6 protein-coding genes are annotated in these 6413 nt (G+C 67.2%); all 6 read right to left on the reverse strand.

Annotated features, from left to right (window positions below):
• Positions 1-279: 279 nt before the first annotated feature.
• A complete protein-coding gene (locus ACREEF_RS15210; protein WP_431566409.1) occupies positions 280-1497 on the reverse strand; it encodes an RtcB family protein in 1218 nt (405 codons plus the stop codon).
• 286 nt (positions 1498-1783) lie between these two features.
• A complete protein-coding gene (gene mnmA, locus ACREEF_RS15215) occupies positions 1784-3010 on the reverse strand; it encodes a tRNA 2-thiouridine(34) synthase MnmA (RefSeq protein WP_431566410.1) in 1227 nt (408 codons plus the stop codon).
• A 129-nt stretch (positions 3011-3139) separates the two neighbouring features.
• Entirely contained in the window at positions 3140-3424 is a 285-nt protein-coding gene (locus ACREEF_RS15220; protein WP_431566411.1) for a DUF1153 domain-containing protein, read from the reverse strand.
• Positions 3425-3610: 186 nt separating this feature from the next.
• A complete protein-coding gene (flgE, locus tag ACREEF_RS15225) occupies positions 3611-5047 on the reverse strand; it encodes a flagellar hook protein FlgE (RefSeq protein WP_431566412.1) in 1437 nt (478 codons plus the stop codon).
• 50 nt (positions 5048-5097) lie between these two features.
• A complete protein-coding gene (locus tag ACREEF_RS15230) occupies positions 5098-5793 on the reverse strand; it encodes a flagellar hook assembly protein FlgD (RefSeq protein WP_431566413.1) in 696 nt (231 codons plus the stop codon).
• A gap of 2 nt (positions 5794-5795) precedes the next feature.
• A partial coding sequence (locus ACREEF_RS15235; protein ID WP_431566414.1) for a flagellar hook-length control protein FliK occupies positions 5796-6413 on the reverse strand: 618 nt, incomplete at its 5' end.

Below are 6413 nucleotides of genomic sequence, written 5' to 3' on the forward strand. Positions count from 1 at the left end.
CGGCCTCGTTCTCCCGCAGGATCCCGATGATCTGCTCTTCCGAGAATCTCGCTCGTTTCATTCCGTCCGTCCTTTCAAGGGCCGGACTCTAGCTCCGCGTGGAGGAAATTCTCAGGGGCACGTCAAGCGCATTCTGAGCCTCGTGGGGTGCGTGATGACCTTTGGAGGCTTCACCATGCGCATACGGATGCGGTCTGTCGAAGTCTTAATGAGCGTCGTTCTGCCACGCCGGGCCCGGAACGACGAAAGCCGGCCGAGCTTGCGCACGACCGGCTCCCGTCATCCTTTGACGCACACCACCTGACGCAGGGTGTGCACGACCTCGATCAGGTCGGCCTGGGCGGCGATGACCGCGTCGATGTCCTTGTAGGCCATCGGGGTTTCGTCGATCACCTCGGCGTCCTTGCGGCACTCGACGCCTTGAGTGGCGCGGACGTGGTCCTCGACCGTGAAGCGACGCTTGGCCTCGGTCCGGCTCATGGCCCGTCCGGCGCCGTGAGAGCAGGTGCAGAAGCTGTCCGCATTGCCCTTGCCGCGCACGATGAAGGACTTGGCGCCCATCGAACCAGGGATGATGCCCAGTTCGCCGTCCTTGGCCGACACCGCGCCCTTGCGGGTCAGGAAGACGTCCTGACCGAAATGCTTCTCTTTAGAGACGTAGTTGTGGTGGCAGTTCACCGCCTCCTGCGTCGTCGTCAGATCGGGCCAGATGGTCTTCAGCACCCCCAGCACCTGCTCCATCATCACCTCGCGGTTGGCGCGCGCGTACTTCTGCGCCCACGACACCGCCCGGACATAGTCGTTGAAGCCTTCCGTCCCTTCCGGGAAGTAGGCCAGGTCCTGATCCGGCAGGTTCAGGTGCCAGCGACGGGCTTCGTACTTGGCTCGCTCGATGAAGTAGGTCCCGAAGCGGTTGCCCACCCCGCGCGAGCCCGAGTGCAGCATCACCCAGACGTCGCCGGCCTCATCGAGGCACAGCTCGATGAAGTGGTTGCCGGTGCCCAGCGTGCCCAGGTGGCCGAAGCCGCGCGGGTGGCCCGCCTTGGGGTGCCTTGCCACCACGGCGTCGTAACCGGGCTTGAGCTCGGCCCAGCGCGCTGCGGCCGAGGCCGGCGGCTCGGACGCCCAGGCGCCCTTGTCGTTGCGCCCGCCGTTGTCGGTGCGGCCGTGCGGAACCGCCGCCTCGATGGCGGAGCGGATGCCCGACAGGTCGTCCGGCAGGTGCTCGGCGCGGATCGAGGTCCGCACCGCCATCATGCCGCAGCCGATGTCCACGCCCACGGCGGCGGGGATGATGGCCTTCAGCGTCGGGATCACCGAGCCCACCGTCGCGCCCATGCCCCAGTGCACGTCCGGCATGACCGCGACGTGTTTGTGGATGAAGGGCAGCGAGGCCACGTTCTTCAACTGCTTCAGCGCCGCATCCTCGATGGGCACGCCCCGGGTCCAGGCCTTGATCGGCACGCCCAGGCTGTCGATTACGTCATAGCCAGACATGGCCGACGTCTCCTCTTCTGTCTGTGATCCTCCCGATCCGGACAGAGGGATGTCGCTCGCGCAGACAAGAAACCCCTCCGGCCGGTGGCGGGAGGGGTTTCTGGAAAACCGAAGTCGAATGACCGACGGTTCTTCTAGACCCCTCCCACGCGCGCGCCTTTGCCCTCGACCGGCAGGCGGTCGACGGTCATGGGCCGTTGCGAAGGGTTGATATTGAAGAACATGGATCTCTCGATTTCGGAGCGGGGCTTCTACACGCGCCGGCGGCGCCCGCCAAGCCCGAAAATCAGGCGGCGACGGCCGTCGTGCCGCTGATGAAGCCGCCGCCGAGGACGCGGTCGGGATCGGCGGGGTCGTAGAGGGCGCAGGCCTGGCCGGGGGCGACGCCTTCTTCGCCCTGTTCGAAGACGACCGAGACGATGTTGTCATCGTCCAGCGCCAGACGGGCGGGGGAGGGCTGGCGCGTGGAGCGGACGCGGGCCAGGACGGGAGCGCCGTCGCGGGCGGCTTCCTCGATGGTGGCCTGATCGCCCAGCCAGTTGGTTTCCTCCAGCGTCAGGCTGGCGGTCAGCAGGGCCTCGCGCGGGCCGACGATGACGCGGCGGTTATCGGGGTCCAGCCTGGTCACGAACAGGGGTTCGCCCACGGCGACGTTCAGGCCGCGGCGCTGGCCGATGGTGTAGTCGGTGATGCCGCCGTGCCGGCCCAGAACCCGGCCGTCCATGTGCACGATCTCGCCGGCCTCACGCCCTTGCGGACGCAGACGGTCAATCAGGGTGCGGTAGTCGCCGGAGGGGACGAAGCAGATGTCCTGGCTGTCCGGCTTGGCGGCGATGCGTAGGCCCAGGGCGGCGGCGACGCCGCGCACCTGGGGCTTTTCCAGATCGGCCAGGGGGAAGCGCAGGTAGTCGAGTTGATCCTGGGTGGTGGCGAACAGGAAGTAGGACTGGTCGCGCGAGTGGTCGATCGCCTTGCGCATCTGCGAGCGGTTGCCGACGGCGGCGCGGCGGACATAGTGGCCGGTGGCCATGGCCTCGGCGCCCAGGTCGCGGGCGACGTCCAGCAGGTCGCGGAACTTCACCGTCTGATTGCAGCGGATGCAGGGGACCGGGGTCTGGCCCTTCAGATAGGAGTCCGCGAACTGGTCGATCACCGCGTCCTTGAAGCGGCTTTCGTAGTCGAGGACGTAGTGGGGGATGCCGATGGTCTCGGCGGCCAGACGGGCGTCGTGGATGTCCTGACCCGCGCAGCAGGCGCCCTTTTTCTTGAGGGCGGCACCGTGGTCGTAGAGTTGCAGCGTCACGCCCACCACGTCATAGCCGGCCTTGTGCAGCAGGGCGGCGACGACGGTGGAATCCACCCCGCCCGACATGGCCGCGACCACGCGCGATCCGACCGGCAGGCCGACGGCCTGTCGCGCGCTCTCGATCGCGGCGTCCATGTCGGCGGCGCCGGACATGGGGGCGATGGTCGGAACGGGGCAAATGTCGTCAGCCAGGGTCATCGCCGCCATATAGAGGTCCCTGCGTTCGATTTCGAGGCATGGGCCCTAAAACGACAAAGGCCGCTTCCGTTTCCAGAAGCGGCCTTGTGATCTCGGGGCCTCAAGTAGCGCGAAGCGCGGTAGGCCCCAAAAGGAATGTTAATCCCGGTAGCTCTGGATGCGCGTGGTGCGCAGGCCTTGCATGCCCCATTTGTCGATCGCCTGTTGCCAGGCGATGAATTCCTCGGCCGTCAGGCGATACTTCGCCAGGGCGTCTTCCAGGCTGATCAGACCGCCGCGAACGGCGGCGACCACTTCGGCCTTGCGGCGGATCACCCAGCGGTTCGTTTCCGCCGGCGGAAGATCCCGCAGGGTCAGGGGCGTGCCCGTCGGGCCGACCACATATTGTTCGCCTCTACTATTAAGGCGTCGCTCTTGCAGCATGGGCTTAAGCCTCTTTCACCACCACCATCGACGCGTACCCTAGGAGCGCCCCGGCTAAGGGGCGTTTAAGCGTCGTGGTGAAGGAATGGCTAAGACGCATCCTCCGCGTCCGGCGCGTGCGAGGCGCCGGAAACGAAGGATTCATCGAGTCTAACGAAGGCTTACTCATCGATTCCGGTTAAGCGATCAGCGCTTGATGTTGATCAGTTCCGCCAGCATCTCGTCGGCGGTGGTGATGATCTTCGACGAGGCCGAATAGGCGCGCTGGGTGGTGATCAGGCCGGTGAACTCGGTCGACAGATCGACGGTCGAGGCCTCCAGCTGCGACGAACCCAGCAGGCCAGCGCCGCCCGTACCCGGGGCCTTCAGGTTGAAGGTGCCGGAGCTCTGGCTGACGCGGAAGGCGTTGCCCGAAACCTCGGTCAGGCTGTCGGCGCTGGGGAAGGTGGCCAGGGCGACCTGGGCGATCTTGCGCATCACGCCGTTGTCGAAGATGGCGGTGACAAAGCCGGTGTCGTCGATCTTGACCTCGGTCAGATTCCCGAAGGCCGTGCCGTTCGTGTAGGTGGCCTGGACGATCGAGGTGCTGTCGTATTGCGTCAGGCCGCCGGCCGCAGCCATCAAGTCGATCGAGATGGTCTGGGCGGCGATGCCGAGGCCCGTGGCCCAGGTGCCGTCCGGGGCCACGGCGGGCGGCGCCGGGGGAACGGAGCCGGAGGCGCCGAGCGTCAGGTTGGCCGTGGACGGGTCGGGGAACAGGGCGGTCGGACCGTTGAAGGTGGTGTCCAGGCGGCCGTCCTGAGTGAATTTCACCATGCCGCTTTTCAGCGGAGTGTTGGGGTTCACGACCGAACCGTCGGGGGCGTGGACCTCGGCGTACCATTCGTTGGCGTTGGGCCCCTTCAGGAAGGCGATGGCGATGCTGCGCTGGCCGCCCTTGGAGTCCGAAACGGGGATGGTGATCTCGAAGTCCGGCTTGACGCCCGTTCCGGTCACGGGGTCCCACATGGCCATCGAGTTGGTGGCGGGACTGTAGGCGGTGACGCCGGCAGGGGTGGGCACGGTCGCGGCGTCGGACACCTTCTGGCTGGACTTCAGGTTGGCGTTCAGGCCGACGCGGGTGGTCGGCTCGGCCGCGCCGCCGACCGACCCGACGTTGATCGTCTTCAGCCGGTTCACGTCCGACGGATCGCTGGCGACGTTGCCGTCGGTGTCCACCGGCCAGCCCTGCAGATACAGGCCCGCCGTGTTCTGCAGATAGCCCAGGTCGTCGATCTTGAAGGCGCCAGCGCGGGTGAACAGGCGAGCGTCGCTGTTCACCAGGTTCTCGGACTTCTCGGTCACGACGAAGAAGCCCTGACCGGCGATGGCCAGGTCGGTGCCCGAGGTCGTGCGCTGAAGCTGACCAGCCTGGCTGATGAAGTGGCGGGCCGAGGCCTGCACGCCGCCGGCCGAGAAGCCGACGCCCTGGGTCTGGCTGTTCACGACGGTGGCGAACTCGGACGTCGCGCGCTTGTAGCCGATCGTGTTCACGTTCGCGATGTTCTGCGAGATGGTCGAAAGGGCCGCGGCGTTCGCGGTCAGGCCGGACACGCCGGCCAGCATGGCGCCGTTGATGCTCATGTCTGGGGTTCCTTACGAGAGAAGATTGAGGGGATTGAAAGGGCTTGGTTTTAGGCTGTCGGCGTGACGGGCGGCGTGGCGGCGGTTTTCTGTTCTTCCAGCGCGATCAGGCTGGAGACCGGCATGATGGCGTTGCCGATGGTGACGAAGGCTTGGCCGTCGTACATTTCGACGCCGGTGACGCGGCCGTTGATCAGCACCTGGCTGTCGACCTTGGCGCCCGCGCCGTCCTTGGCCGTGACCCTCAGCGTATAGACGCCGCCGTCGTCGACCTTGCCGCCGCCGTTGGTCTGACCGTTCCAGGTGAAGTCGTGCATTCCATTGGTCTTTTCGGGCGCGTCACCGCTCCAGACCACCTTGCCGGCGCTGTCCAGCACCTCGAGGCTGGCCGAGGTCGCATTGCCGGCCAGCTCGTAGCTCCAGGTCGCCTCGCCGTCCTCGATCCGGGTCGAGGACCAGACGGCCGTGGCGTCCTTGCCGATATACTGCGCCGCGCCGGTCAGGCCGTCGCCCTGCTGGGCCTGAAGCAGGCTGTTCAGCAGGGTGTTGGTCAGCAGCTGCTGCTCGACGCCGGCCATCTGGGTCAGCTGGGCGGTGAACTCGTTGGAATCCACAGGCGACAGCGGGTCCTGGTTCTTCAACTGGGCGGTCAGCAGCGACAGGAAGGTCTCGAAGTTCGAGGCCAGCATCGACGAGCCGGTGTTGATCTTGCCCGTGGCGGTGTTGGCGGAGACGGCGTCAACCATCGTCAGACTTTCAGATCGACGCGGTCGCGCGTCAGCGAGAGGGAAGTCCAGGCCCCGGCGGGCGGAACGGCGACATCGGCCTCGGCGGCCACGCGGGCCGCGCCGGCGAAGGCGCGACGGTCCGGTGCGCGGTCGAAGGCCCCGCCGCCGAAGCCGGAGGAGGCGTCGCGCTCGGCGAACTCCAGCGAGTCCTGCGACAGCTGGAAGCCGGCGTCCTGAAGCTGGCGGCGCAGTTCGTCGGCGCGGCCGCGCAGATCGGTCGCGACGGCCGGATTGTCGAAGGCCAGACGCGCGGTCAGACGCCCGTCGGAATCGATCTCCAGGCTGACGTCGACGCGACCGAGATCTTCGGGCGTCAGGGCCATATCGAACCGGGTCGAGCGACCGTCCAGCTTCTTGAGGATCTGGGCGGCGATCTGGGCGGTGGTCTCGACCGTGGCGCGCGACAGCATCGACAGGCCCAGGTCGCGATTGGCGGCGGGGGCGCCGGTCTGGGATTCCAGGGGCGGCGGGGCGGCGGGCGCGGCGGCTTCGCCCTCGGCCGAGGCCGGGACCTCGTTGGCAGCAGCAGCGGGCAGGGCGGCCACGTCGTTTGCGCCCGGCGTGGCGGCGGCGAAGCT

The organism is Brevundimonas sp., from assembly GCF_050729455.1.
GTDB lineage: Bacteria > Pseudomonadota > Alphaproteobacteria > Caulobacterales > Caulobacteraceae > Brevundimonas.